Below are 18,742 nucleotides of genomic sequence, written 5' to 3' on the forward strand. Positions count from 1 at the left end.
AATTATCTCCTATTTCTTATGTGTTTTTAGATTTTTTAGATTACTTAATTATAATCTTATAACGTTAGCCGCTTGTTCGCCTCTGTTACCTTTTTCAATATCAAAGCTTACAACTTGACCTTCTTCTAATGATTTGAAACCATCTCCTTGGATCGCTGAAAAATGAACGAATACGTCATTTCCGTTATCTGTTGTAATAAAACCAAAACCTTTTTCTGCATTAAACCATTTTACTGTACCTGTACTCATGTGGTACCTCCTAAATTTTACTTTTACTATAAAGTATAAAAAAATCACATATTTTTACAAATTATATATAGTGACGCATACATATAATCTCTAAAAATATGTGAATCCGTTAATACATTAATAATATGAACTTAGTTTAACACATCTTTTTTGGTTTGTCAACATGTTTTATTAATTAAATTTGTATTTTCTTGTTTTTTATTATTTTTCTTATATTTATGCATACCAACACCATGATTTGTAAATTCTGTAGTTTCTTTATATAATATATGTACTATATATTTATAATGTTAGTTTCTTTTTAGAATGATAATTTGAAAAAGAAATAAGTAATAATCTATAGAGAAAAGGCTCACTTTTCATTCGAATGGTAGTTTTTTAATAAAGGAGCTGTACACTAATTACTTAGTGCAACAGCCCCTTTTTTGTTTATTCTCTTACCTATCGGTATAGTTTCTCTTAAGCATTTACTTTCCTAACACCAAGCGTAACATCTTCCCCATTCAAGTTCCATTCTTTGCTTACGCCCTGAACAGAATCATAAACCACATCGTCTGCAAGAACTACGGAAGAGATTTCAGCAACATTCTTCTTTACAACTGCTTCCACCTTTTCATTCCCCTTAACAGATACTACAATATGATCCATTACTTCAAATCCAGCATCTTTACGCATTGTCTGAATCTTACTAATCACTTCACGAACAAATCCTTCCTCAATTAACTCTTCTGTTAGGTTTGTATCAAGAACTACTGTGATACCATGGTCACTGTCTGTTACGTATCCTTCCATCTGAGCTGCATCAATTAAAAGATCATCCTTTTCAAGAACTTCTTCGATTCCCTCTAAGGTAATCGTGAGTGTTCCCTTCTCATTTAATTCATCCATCGCTGCGTTGCCATCAAGAGCGGATAGTATTTCTTTAAGTGCATTTAACTTGCTTCCAAAACGGCGACCTAACGTCTTTAGCTGTGGCTTAAAGGTATAAGAAGTGAAGTTTCGAACATCAGAAGTAAATACTACGTTCTTTACATTTAACTCTTCTTCAATAATCTCTTTGTAAAAATCAGACATTCCTTCTACCACACTACCATCGTTTGCTGTATGAGTTAACTCTGCTTTTACATACATCTTAGCAATTGGTTGTCTTTGCTTGATGTTTGCTGTATTTCTACAAGCACGACCAAGAACTACGATCTCAAGAACCGCTTCCATATCATCCTCTAGTAACGTATCAATTAACTTAGCGTCCCAGGTTGGGAAATCGCATAGGTGAACACTTAATGGAGCACTCTTGTCGATACTGCAAACAAGGTTACGATAGATGTCCTCTGCCATGAATGGAATCATTGGAGCAGAAGCCTTTGCAATTGTTACGAGTGCAGTATATAAGGTCATGTAAGCATTGATCTTATCCTGCTCCATTCCTTTTGCCCAGAAACGTTCACGGCCACGTCTTACATACCAGTTACTCAACTCATCTACAAACTCCTGTAGCGCTCTAGCAGTCTCAGGAATCTTATACGCAGCAAGATTTTCATCCACTGTTTTCACTACTGTATTTAACTTACTAAGTAACCATTTATCCATTACCGGAAGCTTATCATACTCTAAGGTATACTTAGTAGCATCAAATTGATCAATGTTTGCATAAAGTACGAAGAATGCATAGGTGTTCCATAAAGTACCCATGAACTTACGCTGTCCTTCTACTACTGCCTTTCCGTGGAAACGGTTTGGTAACCAAGGAGCTGAGTTAATATAGAAGTACCAACGAATCGCATCTGCACCATATTCCGCTAACGCATCAAATGGGTCAACTGCATTTCCTTTGGATTTACTCATCTTCTGACCATTCTCATCCTGTACATGTCCAAGAACAATAACGTTCTTATATGGAGCTTTATCAAAGATTAGTGTAGAAATTGCAAGTAAGGAGTAGAACCAACCTCTCGTCTGGTCAACAGCCTCAGAGATAAAGTCTGCTGGGAACTGTGCTTCAAACTTTTCTTTATTTTCAAATGGATAATGATGCTGTGCAAATGGCATCGCACCAGAATCATACCAACAGTCAATTACTTCAGGCACACGATGCATTTCCTTGCCACAATCAGGACAGGTGATCGTTACATTATCAATGTATGGTCTATGAAGCTCGATATCCTCTGGACAATTCTTAGACATTGACTTTAACTCTTCAATGCTTCCGATGGAATGCATCTTACCACAATCACAAGTCCACACATTAAGTGGAGTTCCCCAGTAGCGGTTACGGCTGATCCCCCAATCCTGAAGGTTCTCTAACCAATCACCGAAACGTCCTTTACCAATGGTCTCAGGAATCCAGTTGATCGTATTATTATTTGCGATCATCTTATCTTTTACTGCAGTCATCTTGATGAACCAGGACTCTCTTGCATAGTAAATAAGTGGAGTATCACATCTCCAACAGAATGGATAACTATGCTCGAATTTAAGAACTTTAAATAATTGCTTTGTTTCTCCTAATTTCTTAAGGATACCCTCGTCACTCTTCTTACAAAACTGACCTGCAAAGTCAGTAACTTCTGCCTTCATCTGGCCTCTTTCATCCACTAACTGTACAAAAGGAAGTTCATAACGATTACCAACATTCGCATCGTCCGCACCAAAGGCAGGGGCAATATGAACGATACCAGTACCATCTGTTAAGGTAACATAGTCAGCGCAGGTTACATAATAAGCCTTCTTGCCATATACATTATCACGATTTGCTTTTTCATTTCTAGTACCATCGGCATTGTTATACGCATACTCAAATAATGGCTCATACTTTTTATACTCAAGATCAGTACCCTTGTAACGCTCAACTACCTTATAGTCGCCCTCAATGACGGAACATAGTGCTTCAGCTAAGATATAGTACTCTACACCAGCTGCTGTATTTTCTTCCGTTTTCTCTTCCTCACCCTTAGGAGCTTTTATAACGTCCCCTTTGGCATTTACTGAAACTTGTACCTTCACATAGTCTTCCTTTGGATTAACACAAAGTGCTACGTTAGATGGAAGTGTCCAAGGTGTTGTTGTCCATGCTAAGAAGTATTCATTCTCTGTATCCATTACTTTGAATTTCGCGATAACGGACTTTTCTTTCACATCCTTATATCCTTGTGCTACCTCATGGGAAGCAAGTGGTGTCCCACATCTTGGACAGTAAGGTACAATTTTATAACCTTTGTATAATAAGCCCTTATCCCAGATTTGTTTTAAAGACCACCAAACAGACTCAATATAATCATTATGGTAAGTTACATAAGGATCGTCCATATCAGCCCAGAAACCAACGGTACCAGAGAAATCCTCCCACATACCCTTGTATTTCCAAACACTTTCCTTACATTTTGTGATAAATGGCTCTAGACCGTACTGTTCAATTTGTTCCTTACCATTTAACTCTAGAAGTTTTTCCACTTCAAGCTCTACTGGAAGACCATGAGTATCCCATCCAGCCTTTCTAGGAACCATACAGCCCTTCATCGTACGGTATCTTGGAATCATATCTTTAATAACACGAGTTAATACGTGTCCAATGTGTGGTTTACCGTTTGCAGTTGGAGGACCATCATAAAAAGTAAATGTCTCTCCCTCTTTTCTGGAATCAATACTTTTTTCAAAGATTTCGTTTTCCTTCCAGAATTTTAATACTTCTTTTTCTCTGTCAACAAAATTCAGGTTGGTTGATACCTTTTCGTACATGCTTCATCTTCCTTTCTTATCTCTTCTATTGTTTCCTTATTTCGTTTTTCGCAGTCAGCGCTAGCCATCTAAGGTTCTAAAATTAGATAAATTTAGTTTTCTCTTGCCAAACTTTTTTTATTATACTTAGAGAAATACACTTCGCGCACGATCATAGGAATAGCTGATTTCTTTTGGTAAGAGTGTACCATCCCTTGGAGTTTCTAATTTATACATAATTGCATAACAGTTTCCGATAAATTAAAAAAGCCCCCATCCAAAACAGGATGAGAGCAGGAATGCTTCATTATACCACCTATTTCACGTACGCAGACTAAGTCTGTTATACATTATCTATATAACGGTAGATCCCGACAACACCTACTAACTACGGTTCAATGTTGCAACTGATAAAGTGATTTTCAGAAATTCCCTACTCCTACTGCACTCACACTCTCTGCAGCTCGCTGTGATTTTTAAGAATTCTTACTCTCTTCGTCAACGTCTTTGCATATGCATTTGCGCTCGATCGTTTCATCAACTTCTACGACAGAACACTATATTTTCTTTATCTTAGTATAGATTCCACGCTTTGTCAATATCAAATTCAGATTGCATACTTTTCAAAACCAATTACCCTTTATAATTAAGATTAGCAATTTCTTTCTTTCAGATAATCTACTTGTTTTATTAATTGGCAACTTCTTCAAAGCATAATCTGTACGAAGTTGCACACATTATCTTTGAGGTGATCAATACGGAACCAATTTCATTGCAAACAGATAATATTTATGGTGCACAAGTAATGGCCGCAATTTTATTAACGGATAATGAAATAGATAATTATCTAAAAGGGCTAAATGCCAGTGAATATGAAGCCGTTATGCGTATGAAAGATACCTTTCATTCTCGTAATGATGTAGAACGTTTCGTTAACGGTCTTCGCGGTTAATTAATTTTTCAAGCTACACCCCTTCTGCTTGTTCCTTTTCTACTGACAGCTTTCTCCTTTATCTAATCAATAGTAAGGAGCAAGCAGATAGGATTTTATTCTTTACCTATGTTTCTACTCACTATTTTGTTTCTTCTACACGCGCGTCCATGGTAGTATATTCTCTACGATCGTGTACGCTACGATAAGCTGGGCGGATAATCTTTTCTGCACTAACAAGTTCTTCTAAGCGGTGAGCACTCCATCCGACAATTCTTGCGACAGCAAACATTGGAGTATATAATTCTAATGGTAATTCAAGCATCCGATATACAAACCCGCTATAAAAATCAACGTTCGCATTAACACCTTTATAAATCTTTCTCTCTTCCCCAATTAACTTTGGTGCAAGCCTTTCAACGACGGTATATAACTCGAATTCTTTTTCCTGTCCTTTTTCCACAGCAAGCTTTCCAACAAAATTCTTAAAGATATCAGCTCTTGGATCTGAAATAGAATACACTGCATGGCCAATACCGTAGATAAGACCGGAACGATCAAATTCTTCTTTTCTAAGGATTCTTAATAAATAATCTGAGATTGCTTCTTCATCTTTCCAATCACTAATCTTATCCTTTAAGTCATCAAACATTTGCATCACTTTGATGTTCGCACCACCATGTCTTGGTCCTTTTAAGGAAGCAAGTGCTGCAGCCATAACTGAATAAGTGTCAGTTCCAGAAGATGTAACAACACGGGTAGTAAAGGATGAGTTATTTCCGCCACCGTGCTCCATATGAAGTACCAAAGCTAAATCAAGCACAGCTGCTTCAAAAGGGGTAAATTTCCTGTCTGGACGTAACATATATAGAATATTCTCTGCCATCGAAAATTCTTCTTTTGGTGGGTGAATATGAAGACTATTCCCAATACTATGGTGATATGCATTGTAACTATAAACAGCCAGCATTGGAAATTGACTGATAAGATTTAGGCATTGTCTCATTACATTAGGAATAGAGGTGTTCTCTGCCTCTGTATCATAAGAATAAATGGTTAGAATACTTTTTGCGAGGGATATCATAATATCCTTGCTAGGTGCTTTCATAATGACATCACGACAGAAATTATGAGGTAATGTTCTTCTTTGCCCAAGCTCTACTTTAAAATCATCTAATTGCTCTTTCGTTGGTAATTCTCCAAATAATAAGAGATATGTAATTTCTTCAAACCCATATCTACCCTCAGACAAAAAACCATCCGTTAATTCCCTTACATCATAACCCCGATAAAAAAGTCTGCCTTCGCATGGTACCTCTTCACCATTCACAATATCCTTTGCGTGTACTTCTGAAATATTCGTAAGCCCAGCGAGGACTCCCTTCCCGTTAAGATCTCTTAAGCCACGTTTCACATCATACTGACGATATAATTCAGCCGGGACCTTATCCCTACTCGTACATATGGCAGCTAACTTCCTTACCTGTGGGGTGACTTGAAAAATGACATCTTTCATTCAATTCCTCCTTTTTGGCTTATTCCAAAGATTATTAACATGGTTAACTATTTATGATTAACTACAAGTATTACTTATTTTATTTTACTTGTCAATAATTTTTCTCCAATTTTATGAAAAAATTAGAAACATAATTCTACAATTCCATGCATAGTTATAAGATGCAGGAGAAACTACACGAATCATGATATCGATAGGGACATACCTTGCCTATGGATGTTATCATAACTATTTTAACTCTATTAAATAGATATAACAAAAGACTGATAGTGTTAGTGCATAAATATGCGACTACCCTATCAGTCTATCTTATTCCATCGACGGTAATTCTAACACATCCTCTAAGATGTCACCCAACTTTTGAAGAGATTCCACCATCTGTTTTATTTCATCTTTTCCCATTCGATTGCCTATACGTATCAACAACTTATGAAAAATATCTCTTTCCTTTAAGAGAGCTTGTTTTCCTAACGCTGTTAGCTCCAAATAGTAAATTCGATGGTCTTTCGCATCGCTTACCTTCTTAAGAAATCCTTTTTTCTCAAGTACCGTAAGCATTCGAGAGGTTGCAGGTTTCTTTGTACCAAGTTGCTCATTCAAACTAGTCGGTGTCAGTTTTTGATTCTCATCTTTTTGAGATGCTTCAATCATATTCATCGCACAAAATTCACCAAACGTTAATTCACTTTGTGGACGGAGCTGACTTACGACGGAGCGCAAATGGTGCATCATGGTAATCAGATCACTGGGTTCCGTTTGCATATCACATAAACTCCAATTCTATTTCATTACGATATTATAGATCTATAGCCAAGAATTGCTATCAATCAATTCATCTATTTATTTTTGCTATATTTTTTGAAAAAGTATATAAAATTGGTAAAAATAGATTGTTAACATCGTTAATTAATGAGATGAGAATACATTATTTCTCTTGTTTTGTCAAGGATTGTTTCTCCTTTTGGTAGTAATCCCCTATAAAATATAAGTAGTATTCTTAATTTGCTTCCCGCTATTCCCTAATAAATCTATGATTCTTCTTATCATATTGCTAGTTTCAACATTGCTTAGATAAAGAATAAACTAAAAAACTTAATAAAGTTAAACAGAGGCACTAAGAAAAAAAGAATGTTATATCTTTTATTCTTATGCCTCTATTAATAATAAGTTGATATTATTACATCTGCTTTTAAGCTTATTCATGCACTCCAGAATTATAGCTGTCTAACAACTGATGTTTCATATGATATAACTCATTTGATAAGTCTACATACACATCCTGAGGGTTGACTAAACGTCTTGTTTCATCCCAGAGTGTATTAAGTTCATCCTGACAGTAAGTTCGAATATCCATTACAGCAGGAGATTCATATACACATTCTCCATTTAAAAAGATTGGAAGAAGCATTTCACGCATTTTATAAGTACCCGGTTTTAAATAGGTCTTCTTCCAAGTGGCCATAGGATCAAAAAGTAATAGCGGATTTTCCTCGGAATACTTTTCTCCAACTAAAGCAATTAAATCAGCTTTAATTTTACCACTATCCTTATCATAGATTCGGTATATTGTTTTATTACCAGGATTTGTTATCTTCCACTGATTTTCAGACAACTTAATCTTTGGAATGAAATTACCATCTTTCTTAATTGCAGCTAATTTATATACTCCACCAAATGCAGGGCAATCCTTAGATGTGATTAGGTTTGTGCCAACACCCCAGGAATTAATCTGTGCTCCCTGTGTTTTTAGTGAGTCAATCAAATATTCATCCAAATCACTAGATGCGCAGATGGATGCTTCACTAAAGCCAGCTTCATTTAACATCTTACGAGCTTTTTTGGATAAGTAGGATAAATCGCCACTATCAAGACGAATTCCATAGCGACCTGTAAGCGTTCCAGCCTCTCTCATTTCCTTGAAAACCCGTATTGCATTTGGTACACCTGATCGAAGGGTATCATACGTATCAACCAATAAAGTAACATTATTCGGATAAAGCTCAGCATATTTACGAAATGCTGTTAGCTCATCTTCAAAACTCATGATCCAACTATGCGCATGCGTACCAAGAGCTGGGATTCCGAACATCTTTGAACTTTGAACATTACTGGTACCAATACATCCGCCGATTACTGCAGCTCTCGCACCTAATGTTCCTGCATCAGGTCCCTGTGCTCTACGAAGACCAAATTCCATAACACCCTCACCACGGGCTGCATAGCAAACACGGGATGCCTTCGTTGCAATTAAACTCTGATGATTGATAATATTTAAAATTGCTGTTTCCACTAGTTGAGCCTCCATAATTGGAGCTACTACTTTTACCAGTGGCTCCATTGGAAATACTACAGAACCTTCTGGAACAGCATAGATATCACCAGAAAATCTAAAGTTTTTCAAATACTCTAAGAAATCTTCATCAAATATGCTAAGGCTCCGAAAGTAATCAATATCATCCTGTTCGAATCTTAAGTTCTTGATATAATCAATTACTTGCTCCAATCCACAGCAAATGGCATAACCACTGCCAGATGGGTTCGTTCGATAGAATGCATCAAAAACAACCGTGTCGTTAGTATTATTTTTAAAATAACCTTGCATCATAGTTAGCTCATAAAAATCGGTCAACAACGTTAAATTACGTTCAGCCATAGCGATATCCTCCTTCGCAATCATCAAGTGTAGTTTCTTGATCTATTAGTATGCTTTTCCCCAATATACTAAGGTTTTTGCTTTTTTGCCACAGCATACACAGGTATCAGAGATAGGCTCCCAGTGAAATGGCATACAACGGGAAGTAGCACCTGTTTTTTCTTTAATTTCATCTTCACAAGCACGCTCTCCACACCACATAGCCTTCACAAAGCCTGGTTTGTTTGCTATAAGGTCAGCAAATTCTTCGGTAGAATGAGCCTCATAAGTATGAGCATCACGATGATTTCTAGCACGCTCTAACATTTCTTTTTGCATAACTTCAAGGATTTCACCAATCTTTGAATCAATTTCATCGAGAGAAACAACTACCTTTTCTCTTGTATCACGGCGAACTAATACTGCCTGATTTGCTTCGATGTCTTTTGGACCAATTTCAACACGTACAGGAATTCCACGCATCTCATGTTCAGAGAATTTCCATCCTGGACTCTTATCAGAATCATCAACCTTAACACGAAATGCACCAAGTTTATCACGTAGTTCTGCTGCTTTTTCTAATACGCCTTCTTTCTTTTGCATGATTGGTACAATCACAACTTGTGTTGGAGCAATTCTTGGTGGTAATACAAGACCACTATTATCACCATGCACCATAATTAATGCGCCAATAAGACGAGTCGTCATTCCCCAAGAAGTCTGGTGTACGTATTGTAGTTTATTTTCTTTATCGGTATACTGAATACCAAATGCTTTCGCAAATCCATCTCCAAAATTATGGCTTGTTCCGGATTGAAGAGCCTTACCATCATGCATTAATGCTTCAATGGTATAAGTTGCTTCCGCTCCTGCAAATTTTTCTTTGTCCGTCTTCTTACCACGAACCATAGGAATTGCTAACACGTCTTCACAGAAATCAGCATAGAGATTTAACATCTGAATCGTTCTTTCTTCTGCTTCCTCCGCTGTAGCATGTGCGGTATGCCCTTCTTGCCATAAGAACTCTAAGGTACGTAAGAATGGTCTGGTTGTTTTCTCCCAACGTACAACAGAACACCATTGATTGTATAGCTTAGGAAGATCACGGTAAGATTCAATGATATGAGAATAAAAATCACAAAACAAAGTCTCTGAGGTTGGTCTTACACATAAACGCTCTTGTAACTGCTCTCCACCACCGTGGGTAACCCAAGCAACTTCTGGTGCAAAACCCTCCACATGATCTTTTTCTTTATTTAATAAGCTTTCTGGAATAAACATAGGCATGTAAACATTTTCTACTCCAGTCGCCTTAAATCTTGCATCTAACTCCTTTTGGATATTCTCCCAAATAGCATATCCTGCTGGACGGAAAATAGTACATCCTCTTACTCCAGAGTAATCAACAAGCTCTGCTTTTTTTACTACATCAGTATACCACTGAGCGAAATCTTCCTCCATTGAGGTAATGGACTCTACTAGTTTCTTATCGTTTGCCATAATCATTCTCCTTTATTTTTTTATAATAAAAAAGGTCCCTTAAAACAAGGGACCGAAACTTCGGTGGTACCACCCAAATTAATTGCTAACGCAATTCACTCCTATCGTTAACGCCGATATACGCTGTATTTTATACGATATCATATCGTTACAGTGCTCCAAGGTAGGTTCTATAGGGTTTCATAAGAGTTTTCACCAACCACTCTCTCTCTAAAATGACTTATCTATATACTATTCCTCTTCATCGCAGTTTTTCTAATGCATGCCATGTGTTGCATAGCATAGAATGTAGATTACCATGATTTTATGCCACATACTGGCTTTTGTCAAGAATGATTTTTAGCAAACTCAGTAGTTTCCCTTATTTAACTTTGAGTATAGTTTTATACTATCCCTCTGAATACGCAGATATCACAGTTTTTATAATAACTAAACTAAGTGGTCCTAGAAAAAAACCAACAACCCCGAAAAGTTGTACTCCCACATACATTGCAATCATACTATAGATAGGTTTAATTCCTATTTTATCCCCCAACAGCTTTGGTTCCAATATTTCACGAACTACCTGACATAATAAAAATATACTCATAATAACAGCCGCATGAATAAATTGTTTTTGTATCACCATAACAATTGCCCAAGGAACCAAGATTAGGCCACTGCCTAATACCGGAAATCCATCGAAGAGACCAACCGCAATTCCGATTAATAAAGCGTACGGATTTTTTAATATGAAAAATCCTACTGTATTAATTACAGCGATGATCGACATCAATATTATCTGCGTTTTCATATAAGCAATTCCAGTATCCGATAACTTTTGTGTAATTTTATGAACCACAGGGTAAAATTCTGATTTTCGAAGCCCTGCCTTATATTCCTCCATATCCTTAATTATTAAAATAGTAGCTACCAAAATAATAAGAAAAATTGCTAGAACTTCTACTAAACCAATTGCAATTTTTATTGTTTGAACAGTCATCTTCGGCAATATATTCGATTGAACATATTTTACCAATGTTTCCATTCCATCACTCACTACTAATTTTAATGATCCATCCTTAAATCCGAATAACTTATCCCCCGTAACACAGATAACCTCCATCTGCTGTGTAAAATATTGCTGATAAATCGGAATATTTCGTAAAAATAATACGACCTGGTTGAATAAAATTCTTCCAAGATAACATAATATTACTGAAATTACTAGTAATAACAATAGAACACCAAAACCTCCGCCTACTATAAGTGGAATCTTGAATTTTTTGTGTAGAAATCCTACCACAGGTCTTAACAGCCAAGCAATAAAGTAAGCAAACAAAAATGGGACAAACAGCGGTAATAGGTATTTTAAACCTACATACACAGCAATGATTGTCCCAACGGTAAGAAGTAACTTCTTTTGATTTTTTGATAGATACACTTTCTTCTCCAAACAATCACCTCGTATCAATCCTTAGCTGATTCTGATACTATTGTCTGTAGAAGATTTTTATCTATGCCCAAAAATAGAATGTAACATATCCCATTCTTATAAATACGTAATCTTTCTGGCTTCTTCGCATTTGTTAGTTTTTGTTAAATAATTTTCCTAAAAAACGCTAAGACGCCACAGTTATTAGAAAGAAAGATTTTTTATTAACTTATTTAGAAAAAATAATTAAAGTAAAAAAACTATACTTTCTCTTACAAGGAAACTGCCACCAAAGGTATTCCTTCCTCTGCCGCCTGTTTTACAAACTCCATCCCACGGATTACCTTGTAATCTTCTTCTGTTTTTTCAATAACAATATCTCCCTCTAAATAAAGCTTCTCTGGATGTGCAGACATAATAGCATCTTCTATCCCAAGACGTTTTGGGGACATTAAAATCTTTGTTTCTTTCTTTTGGCTGTTTTCTTTGTATTTTTTAGCTTCTTCTAAAATTACCTTAGAAAGAAGTTCTGGAGTACAATAAGTACTATCCAAGATTAAATTATAATTTGAAAAATTAAAGTAATCCAAATTATAAATATCTTTATAACGAATATCTTCTGTTTGAGCACGAAGTTTTAATTGCTGTTTTGCATCCTCTAAGCTTGAATACTTTTCAACATTACCACGATTATCGCCATATACACGGCTAGCTGCAACATCAAGACTAACCGATAAAAATACTTTGTATGATTTTTCAACAAAGTTCCACGCCAATCTGGAATCAAATACAATCGCCTTATCCGGATTCTCACGACTAATTTTTGCAGTAGTATCATCAATCATATTATCATACTTGTGGTCCTTGCACATGAGTTGGTTCATCTCGAGCACACTGATTCCTAAATCTTCTGCCAGCTTACGCTGTACCTTACCCGTAGAATAAATTTCATAATGATGTTTCGATTCTAAAATCTTGCAAATCGTAGATTTTCCGCTTCCGAGATTACCGGTTAACGTGATATGCATTTGTTTTTCCTCCTATTTAAAAAGCACATTTTAAAGTACAATATTTTCTTCCTATCATAGCATGTCTTATTTCATCTTGAAAGAGTATTTTTTAGGAATTTCGCTCCTTCTCCCCCATTTGCTCCTTCCTAAACTAACTTTTTATCTTTATTTTATCCAATTAACGTGCCATAATACCTTAAATGATACAAACAGGAAGCCAGATAACCGGCTTCCTGTTTATTCGATCTATATTATTACAATGTAAAATAAAATCCCTTACAAACCCATTTGATAGCGTCTAAGGAACATCTTTCAAACTTCTTATCGCAGATGTTCTATTCAAATACTATACTATCAAACACTTTATTTATCAATTCTAAATTTTCTTCTGATACAGCAGTACCTGCAAGCTGCATAATTGTTCCGTCTTTTTCAAAATACATCATAGATTGATATACACTGACTGTTGAATTATCGGTTGCCTCGGCACCTGTTGGAAGGTTTGCCACAATATCAAAAGTAAAGTAATCCATGCCATCCTTCGTTGTCTTTACAGGTTCTGTAATAGTACAAGTTGCACCCATACTAGTATACTGAGACTTAGCTGAAGTACCAAAAGTTCCAACCATTGACTCTAAACTAAGTCCTCCAAGCATTGCAGAAGACATTGCTTGAACGATAAAATTATCCGTAGCACCATTCTCCTGCATTTCAGAATTGGTCGCTAAAAATAAATAGCTTATTCCTTGAGATTCCATTGTAGTCTTTAGAACTTCGCCACTTTCAAAGGAACCTCCCATAGATGTATTGAGATAGTCGTAGGTTTCTACTTGATCAAGTACAACCCACTTTTCTGGCATAGTGATTGAAAAACCGTAACCTTCGCTCTTATAAGTTGTTCCATCAATGGTTGCCTTTGGATCAACTACTATCGGTGCTTCCGTTGGAGCTGCTACAGCTTCCGTAGGAACTGCTGTTGGCTCTACTGTTGGTGTTACATCTGCTCCCTTTGTTGGCTCTGCAGTTACAGCCGGTGTTAAAATATCATCTTCCTTCTTACCACAAGCAACAAACAAAATTGTTGATAGCGTTAACATCATAACAATCTTTAAAGCCTTATTATTAATTCTCATAATCTCACCCTTTCTTGTTTTCCATCATATTCCATAAAATACTTAAGCTTTATTCTAGCAAAGATATTCTATTCTGGCAAACATTTTTTGTGATTCTTTTCATTTTCATGAAACTACTAGTATTTTGATATTGAATTAAGAAAAATATAATAACTTTGCATGCAAAGCTTCAATTTCCGCTTTATCGTGTGTCACAAGAATAACGGTTCTTTCTGATAACGATTCTTTAAGATAGGATAATACCTTCTCTTTTAAAGCCTCATCTAATCCTTTCAAAGGCTCATCTAATATAATCACATCACTTTGCGCCATCACAGCTCTTACAATTGCAACCCTTCGTTTCATTCCTCCGCTTAACTTACTTACAGACGTTCCTTTATAATCAGTAAGAAGAACCTTCAAAAATTCTTTCTCCACTTGATCTGTCGTTATATCAGAGGGTAACACCATCTTAACATTAGTAATTGCATCAAAGTTCTCACACAATCGGTCTTCTTGGAATACAGCTGAAAACTGTAGATTCTCTAACCCGTATACTTTTCCCGATGTTGGTTTTAATAACCCTAACAATATTTTAACAAAAGTTGTTTTTCCAATACCAGAAGCCCCCATGATACCGATGACTTCTCCCTGTTTTATTGTAAGATTTATATCTTTTAGAACCTCTTTTTCATTAAAATTGACCGAGACATTCTCAAAGATTATTTCTTTCCCTCTCATCGTAACCTCCAACCTGGTGTTTTGCGCTTTGATAACGATTATGATTTTCTGCACGATCTTATAATTTCATATCAAAATGAGTGTAATCACACTAACACCCATGTTTTTTATTTCTCATTATAGTCCATCCGCTTATTTTTCTAGCACTTCCTTGGTTAAAGCATAGTTTAATTTTTTTATCAACCAAAGAATTAGCTTCTCAAATATTACACTAATCCCTATAATCACAACCGTCCACGCAAACATCTCTTTTGTCATAAGATATAATTTAGCCTCATATAGTTGTTCTCCAATCGAGTTCTTCGGTAAACCAATTACCTCTGCAGCTATCCCTGATTTCCAGCAAAATCCCAAACCAACCGAACAAGCAGAAACAAAATAAGGCATCACAGCTGGCAGATAGATATATCGCAGCCTTCTAATCCCACTCATCTGAAAGACTCCTGCCATTTCAAGCAATTCCTGATTTGTTGATTCGACTCCTTTAACTACATTTGTATAGATCACAGGGAGAACCATAAGAAATGAGATTAAAATGGATAAGTTTGCAGCTCTAACCCATAACAATGCTAAGATAACAAAGGAAGCTACTGGTATCGACTTAATTACCCGCATCGCAACCGTAAAAAATTCTTTTAAAAATACACTATAATAAGCTCCAAGCGATAAAAGCACCCCCGTAATTACTGCCAAGAAAAAACCTAGACTGATTTTAAGGAAAGAAGATGCAACGCTAAACCAAAAACTTTTTTCAAAGATTAAATGTGCTAAGGTAGTCACTACTTGTATGGGAGATGCAATTAAAATATCACTGTTTATCACTCCACTCACTACTTGCCACAAGATTAACCATAGAGCAATTGCAAGTAAACTAATCCATCTTTTATGTACATGCTTTTTTAAATCTTTCATCTTTTCCTCCATCCCCACGATAAATCAGGCAACAAGCCATTCACTATCTATTATTAAGAATTTGATACCTAAGTTCTAAGAACTATCGGATACAGCATGTATCCTTAAAATTAGCAATACTGCCAAGTTCTATCATATACCATGATACTTACCCTTGACAAGTATGGCCATACACTTACTCAACTATTGCTTTCTTTAATTCTTTTATAAAGTCTGTCACTGGTTGAACACACTGGTTTTGATAACTTGCAATAATTTTTACAATTGCACTTCCAACAATAACACCATCTGATATTCCTATCATCTTCCTTGCTTGTTCTGGTGTGGATATTCCAAATCCAATTGCACAAGGAATATCGGTTACCTTTTTTGCCTCTTCTATCATCACCTCTACCTGACTACCCAACTCTGTTCTTACACCGGTTACCCCAAGAGATGATACACAATATAAGAAACCTTTCGCATCCTTTGCTATGGTTCGAATTCGTTCCTTCGAGGTTGGTGCTATCATGGATATCAATGCAATATCATGTAATTCACAAAGAGGAAGTAACTCTTCCTTTTCTTCATAAGGAAGATCAGGTACAATTACACCATCGATCCCTACCTCCTTGCAACGCTTTAAAAATCGATCCGCACCATAGGTGTAGATAGGATTTATATACGTCATAAATACCAATGGTACACTAACCTGGCTTCTTACCCTCGCAATCATATCAAACAGTAAGTCTGTGGTAGTTCCGGCCTTTAAAGCTCTTTCATTTGCCGCTTGAATTACTGGTCCCTCTGCAATCGGATCAGAAAATGGAATTCCGATCTCTATTAAGTCTGCACCTTCTTTTGCCATCTGAAGTATCAGCTCTTCTGTAATTTCAATCCCAGGATCTCCTCCAGTAATAAAAGTGATAAGTGCCTTTCTCTTTATAAATGCTTCTTCTATCCTAGTCATATAGATTAACCCCCCTATATCTTGCAATTGCAGCAACATCTTTATCCCCACGTCCAGAGATATTTATCACAAGGATACTGTCTTTCTCCATCGTTGGTGCCAGTTTTTTTGCATAAGCAACCGCATGTGCACTTTCTATCGCAGGTATAATTCCTTCTGTCCTTGATAGATATTCAAACGCCTCCACCGCTTCTTCATCCGTAATTGGTACATACGTTGCTCGTTTCGTATCATGTAACATAGCATGCTCTGGTCCAATTCCAGGATAATCTAGTCCAGCAGAGATGGAGTAAACAGGAGCTATCTGTCCATATTCATCCTGACAAAAATAAGACTTCATTCCATGGAAAATTCCTTCCGTACCATTTGCAATTGTAGCAGCATTTTTAGGATGGTTCACACCAAGGCCTGCTGCCTCACAACCATATAATGAGACACTAGGGTCATTTAAGAATTCGTAAAATGCTCCCATGGCATTACTTCCTCCACCCACGCAGGCAACGATTGCATCTGGAAGCTTTCCTTCTCTTTGCTTCAATTGTTCTTTGATTTCCTTCCCTATTATTTTCTGAAAATCACGTACTATTGTCGGAAATGGATGAGGCCCCATAACAGAACCTAAGACATAAAGGGTATCGTCTACTCTCTTCGTCCACTCCCTCATAGTCTCGTTAACTGCATCCTTTAAGGTCATAGTTCCTGAGGTGACCGGATGAACCTTAGCTCCTAATAACTCCATACGATATACATTTAGCGCCTGACGATCGGTGTCCTCTTTTCCCATAAAAATCTCGCACTCAAGCCCCATCAAAGCTGCAGCCGTTGCTGTTGCTACACCATGCTGCCCAGCTCCCGTTTCTGCTATAACACGTGTCTTTCCCATTTTTTTTGCTAATAATACCTGACCTAATACATTATTAATCTTGTGAGAACCTGTGTGATTCAAATCTTCTCGTTTTAAGTAAATCTTAGCTCCAGAAAGATCCTTAGTCATCTTCTCTGCATAGTATAACAACGATGGTCTCCCTGCATATTCACGGTACAGGGTGTCAAGTTCCTTACAAAAATCAGAATCCTTTTTAAAATGCTTATATGCTTTATCCACCTCTAATACCGCACTCATTAATGTCTCCGGTACATATTGACCGCCATATTGAAGAAATCTGCCTTTTTTCATATATTCCTCCATTCCTCTCCTACGCATTTTCTATATGAAAACTATAATAGAAAGCGAACTACTGTTTATTGAGAATGTTTTATAATTAATTTAACTTCATCTTTTCGATACATTTAACATCTTGTTCTAATCACTATTCCCATACAAATATAATACTAACGAAATAAATCCCCTTTCACTTATCACTATACAACTACTAAGAAACCTTAGAAGCTGCAAGCAGAAATTCTCTTACCTTTTCCTCATCCTTTTGTCCCGAGATTTCTACTCCGCTGCTTACATCTACTCCGAAGGGCTTTAGCCTATTATCTAAAAGACTTATGCTTTGTGCTGTTAATCCCCCTGCTATAAAATAAGGCTTTTGCAAACCTTCTCTAACCTGGCTTAGATCCTCTTTATAAACCTCTGTTAATATCATTTCATCAAACCGTTTACCTTCTCCCCCATAGCTATGCTGACTGTACGTATCATATAAAAAGTAATCACAGGGGAGGGTAAGTGCCTCTTTAATTTGATTCACTGATTGAACTCGAATCACCTTTATAATAGGTGCTTCTACCTCTGATTGTAGGGCATTGATGTAATCCCTATCTTCGTCTCCATGAAGCTGAACCAGCTGTATGATATTTTTCTCACACATCTTTGCGATTCTTTCTAAGGGTTCATTTACAAAGACACCAACCGCTTTAATATCTCTTGATAGTTCCCTCCGAAGTGTTTGAGCAACCTCTTCATCAATTTTTCTTTTTTCGCCTGCAAAGACAAAGCCAACATAATCCGGGGTATACTTATTCACAATTTCAATCTCTCTCAGAGACTTTAATCCACAAATCTTTGTTTTCATTCACATTTTCCCTCTTGTTTACACCTCAATTGCGAAGCCTC

General features: G+C 36.5%; 15 protein-coding genes and 1 other annotated feature. Of the genes, 1 reads left to right on the forward strand and 14 read right to left on the reverse strand.

The genetic code is table 11. The features are described from left to right. Positions 1-48: 48 nt before the first annotated feature. Both CC92_RS0111210 and ileS read right to left on the reverse strand, forming a co-directional pair. Positions 49-249 carry a cold-shock protein gene (locus CC92_RS0111210; RefSeq protein ID WP_029502792.1) on the reverse strand — a complete coding sequence of 67 codons (201 nt, stop codon included), beginning with the start codon at positions 247-249 and terminating at the stop codon, positions 49-51. A 459-nt stretch (positions 250-708) separates the two neighbouring features. After that, on the reverse strand, positions 709-3,984 hold the full coding sequence (ileS, locus tag CC92_RS0111215) for an isoleucine--tRNA ligase (RefSeq protein WP_029502791.1): 3,276 nt from the start codon (positions 3,982-3,984) through the stop codon (positions 709-711). 784 nt (positions 3,985-4,768) lie between these two features. Between ileS and CC92_RS0111220 the strand changes: the two genes are divergently transcribed. Beyond that, entirely contained in the window at positions 4,769-4,915 is a 147-nt protein-coding gene (locus CC92_RS0111220; RefSeq protein ID WP_155998345.1) for a hypothetical protein, read from the forward strand. Between the two features lie 121 nt (positions 4,916-5,036). Here the strand turns inward: CC92_RS0111220 and CC92_RS0111225 are convergent, their stop codons facing one another. The 12 genes from CC92_RS0111225 to CC92_RS0111280 form a co-directional block, all read right to left on the reverse strand. Continuing rightward, on the reverse strand, positions 5,037-6,410 hold the full coding sequence (locus CC92_RS0111225; protein WP_029502789.1) for a citrate/2-methylcitrate synthase: 1,374 nt from the start codon (positions 6,408-6,410) through the stop codon (positions 5,037-5,039). Positions 6,411-6,719: 309 nt separating this feature from the next. Next, entirely contained in the window at positions 6,720-7,172 is a 453-nt protein-coding gene (locus CC92_RS0111230; RefSeq protein ID WP_029502788.1) for a MarR family winged helix-turn-helix transcriptional regulator, read from the reverse strand. Between the two features lie 433 nt (positions 7,173-7,605). Beyond that, positions 7,606-9,063: a nicotinate phosphoribosyltransferase gene (locus CC92_RS0111235; protein WP_029502787.1), complete on the reverse strand. Its 1,458-nt coding sequence runs from the start codon at positions 9,061-9,063 to the stop codon at positions 7,606-7,608. Positions 9,064-9,108: 45 nt separating this feature from the next. Beyond that, the gene (proS, locus tag CC92_RS0111240; protein ID WP_029502786.1) at positions 9,109-10,542 is read right to left on the reverse strand and encodes a proline--tRNA ligase; all 1,434 of its coding nucleotides are present in this window, start codon (positions 10,540-10,542) and stop codon (positions 9,109-9,111) included. 44 nt (positions 10,543-10,586) lie between these two features. After that, positions 10,587-10,796: a binding site (T-box leader), on the reverse strand. A 134-nt stretch (positions 10,797-10,930) separates the two neighbouring features. Further along, on the reverse strand, positions 10,931-11,977 hold the full coding sequence (ytvI, locus tag CC92_RS0111245; protein ID WP_029502785.1) for a sporulation integral membrane protein YtvI: 1,047 nt from the start codon (positions 11,975-11,977) through the stop codon (positions 10,931-10,933). A gap of 251 nt (positions 11,978-12,228) precedes the next feature. Further along, positions 12,229-12,984, reverse strand: coding sequence for a cytidylate kinase family protein (locus CC92_RS0111250; protein WP_029502784.1), 756 nt, complete (start codon positions 12,982-12,984; stop codon positions 12,229-12,231). 317 nt (positions 12,985-13,301) lie between these two features. After that, the gene (locus CC92_RS0111255; protein ID WP_029502783.1) at positions 13,302-14,099 is read right to left on the reverse strand and encodes a hypothetical protein; all 798 of its coding nucleotides are present in this window, start codon (positions 14,097-14,099) and stop codon (positions 13,302-13,304) included. Positions 14,100-14,234: 135 nt separating this feature from the next. After that, positions 14,235-14,819, reverse strand: a complete 585-nt coding sequence (locus CC92_RS0111260; RefSeq protein WP_029502782.1) for an ATP-binding cassette domain-containing protein — start codon at positions 14,817-14,819, stop codon at positions 14,235-14,237. 132 nt (positions 14,820-14,951) lie between these two features. Next, complete coding sequence (locus CC92_RS0111265) at positions 14,952-15,731, reverse strand: ABC transporter permease (protein ID WP_029502781.1); 780 nt, start codon at positions 15,729-15,731, stop codon at positions 14,952-14,954. Positions 15,732-15,906: 175 nt separating this feature from the next. Then, the gene (trpA, locus tag CC92_RS0111270; RefSeq protein WP_029502780.1) at positions 15,907-16,680 is read right to left on the reverse strand and encodes a tryptophan synthase subunit alpha; all 774 of its coding nucleotides are present in this window, start codon (positions 16,678-16,680) and stop codon (positions 15,907-15,909) included. Further along, positions 16,673-17,857, reverse strand: a complete 1,185-nt coding sequence (gene trpB / locus CC92_RS0111275) for a tryptophan synthase subunit beta (protein ID WP_029502779.1) — start codon at positions 17,855-17,857, stop codon at positions 16,673-16,675. Before trpB ends, trpA begins: the two co-directional genes overlap by 8 nt. 196 nt (positions 17,858-18,053) lie before the next feature. Next, positions 18,054-18,701 (reverse strand): phosphoribosylanthranilate isomerase, encoded by a 648-nt coding sequence (locus tag CC92_RS0111280; protein ID WP_031420358.1) that lies wholly within the window; start codon positions 18,699-18,701, stop codon positions 18,054-18,056. Positions 18,702-18,742: the final 41 nt, after the last annotated feature.

It is taken from the genome of Lachnoclostridium phytofermentans (assembly GCF_000733755.1).
In the GTDB taxonomy this organism is placed as follows: domain Bacteria; phylum Bacillota; class Clostridia; order Lachnospirales; family Lachnospiraceae; genus Lachnoclostridium; species Lachnoclostridium phytofermentans_A.

Bases quoted from the DNA above. Each gene is read 5' to 3' on its own strand.
- CC92_RS0111210 (WP_029502792.1), bottom strand. From the start codon at position 249: ATGAGTACAGGTACAGTAAAATGGTTTAATGCAGAAAAAGGTTTTGGT.
- ileS (WP_029502791.1), bottom strand. From the start codon at position 3,984: ATGTACGAAAAGGTATCAACCAACCTGAATTTTGTTGACAGAGAAAAA.
- CC92_RS0111220 (WP_155998345.1), top strand. From the start codon at position 4,769: ATGGCCGCAATTTTATTAACGGATAATGAAATAGATAATTATCTAAAA.
- CC92_RS0111225 (WP_029502789.1), bottom strand. From the start codon at position 6,410: ATGAAAGATGTCATTTTTCAAGTCACCCCACAGGTAAGGAAGTTAGCT.
- CC92_RS0111230 (WP_029502788.1), bottom strand. From the start codon at position 7,172: ATGCAAACGGAACCCAGTGATCTGATTACCATGATGCACCATTTGCGC.
- CC92_RS0111235 (WP_029502787.1), bottom strand. From the start codon at position 9,063: ATGGCTGAACGTAATTTAACGTTGTTGACCGATTTTTATGAGCTAACT.
- proS (WP_029502786.1), bottom strand. From the start codon at position 10,542: ATGGCAAACGATAAGAAACTAGTAGAGTCCATTACCTCAATGGAGGAA.
- CC92_RS0111250 (WP_029502784.1), bottom strand. From the start codon at position 12,984: ATGCATATCACGTTAACCGGTAATCTCGGAAGCGGAAAATCTACGATT.
- CC92_RS0111255 (WP_029502783.1), bottom strand. From the start codon at position 14,099: ATGAGAATTAATAATAAGGCTTTAAAGATTGTTATGATGTTAACGCTA.
- CC92_RS0111260 (WP_029502782.1), bottom strand. From the start codon at position 14,819: ATGAGAGGGAAAGAAATAATCTTTGAGAATGTCTCGGTCAATTTTAAT.
- CC92_RS0111265 (WP_029502781.1), bottom strand. From the start codon at position 15,731: ATGAAAGATTTAAAAAAGCATGTACATAAAAGATGGATTAGTTTACTT.
- trpA (WP_029502780.1), bottom strand. From the start codon at position 16,680: ATGACTAGGATAGAAGAAGCATTTATAAAGAGAAAGGCACTTATCACT.
- trpB (WP_029502779.1), bottom strand. From the start codon at position 17,857: ATGAAAAAAGGCAGATTTCTTCAATATGGCGGTCAATATGTACCGGAG.
- CC92_RS0111280 (WP_031420358.1), bottom strand. From the start codon at position 18,701: ATGAAAACAAAGATTTGTGGATTAAAGTCTCTGAGAGAGATTGAAATT.